This window comes from Glycomyces sp. NPDC021274, from assembly GCF_040641195.1.
Lineage (GTDB): Bacteria > Actinomycetota > Actinomycetes > Mycobacteriales > Micromonosporaceae > Glycomyces.
The window spans coordinates 1-1,079 of record NZ_JBFADC010000126.1; the positions used below are offsets into that span (position 1 = coordinate 1).

Here is a 1,079-nt window from a genome sequence, read left to right on the forward strand (position 1 = left end):
TCCGGATCGTCTTCGAGGGCGGTGAGGACGGGGCGGAGGGCCGTGCCCTTGACCCAGTCGAGGACCGGGTCGTCGCCCTGGAGCAGTTGGACGTAGGTGGTCTCCCACACGTCGGTGGAGCAGCCGAGGTCGGTCAGGCGCTGCAGGTAGTCGGCGGGTTCGAGGATGTGGACGAAGCGGCGGCCGTGCCGGTCCAGCCGGTCGCGCCACTGGGGCGCGTCGCACAGTTCGCCCAGGAGGGCGTGGCTGGGCGAGGTGAAATTGCCCGGGACCTGGAAGGCGAAGGTGCCGCCGGGGGTGAGGGCGTCGGTCCAGCGGGCGAAGGAATCAGGGTGGTTGGGGACCCATTGCAGGGCCGCGTTGGAGACGATCAGGTCGTAGGGCTCTTCGGGGGTCCAGGTGGCGGCGTCGGCGGGGGCGAAGTCGAGGTGGCCGCCGCCGGGGGTCGGGCCGGCGTAGGACTCGGCTTCCTTGAGCATTTCGGGAGAGTTGTCGAAGCCGGTGATGTGCGCGTCCGGCCAGCGGCCGGCGAGCTGGACGGTGACATTGCCGGGGCCGCAGCCGAGATCGGCGATCCGGGCGGGGCGGCCGGGGCGGGGAAGTTGTGGTATCCGGGCGAGGAGGTCGTGGAAGGGCCGGGTGCGGTGACCGGAGTGGTGGAGATACTGCTGCGGATCCCAGGTCGGTACGTCGTGCATGTTCGATAACCCCTTTGCTCGTACAGGGCCGGCACGGGTTTGCGGCACATCGATCCGAACGTTGTTCGATCGAGTTCTGGCCATCTCGGATGGATTCCGAGCTCGCGGCCACGATGCCCAGTAGTCCAGCAAAATATATCTCGACATCGAGATACTTGCCATCAAGAGACTTTACATCGACAGACCCTTTACACTGATCGCCATGGAGGACGAGGTCGATCGACTGGTCGCAGCATGGCGCCGCGAGCGCCCGGACCTCGACGTGGAGCCGCTGGAGGTCCTCAGTCGCGTCTCCAGGCTGGCCAGGCACCTCGACCGGGCCCGCCGTCTCGCGTTCGCCGAGGTCGGCCTGGAGCCCTGGGAGTTCGACGTGCTGACCGC

1 protein-coding gene and 1 pseudogene are annotated in these 1,079 nt (G+C 67.8%); one reads left to right on the forward strand and one right to left on the reverse strand.

Going from position 1 to position 1,079, the window contains the following annotated elements; all coding sequences use genetic code 11:
* Positions 1–698, reverse strand: a 698-nt coding sequence (locus tag AB0I03_RS27080) for a methyltransferase domain-containing protein (protein WP_360417484.1), incomplete at its 3' end; no start/stop codon positions are given.
* Positions 699–900: 202 nt separating this feature from the next.
* Here AB0I03_RS27080 and AB0I03_RS27085 point away from each other — a divergent pair.
* Positions 901–1,079, forward strand: a pseudogene (locus AB0I03_RS27085) (MarR family transcriptional regulator); the annotation flags it as partial.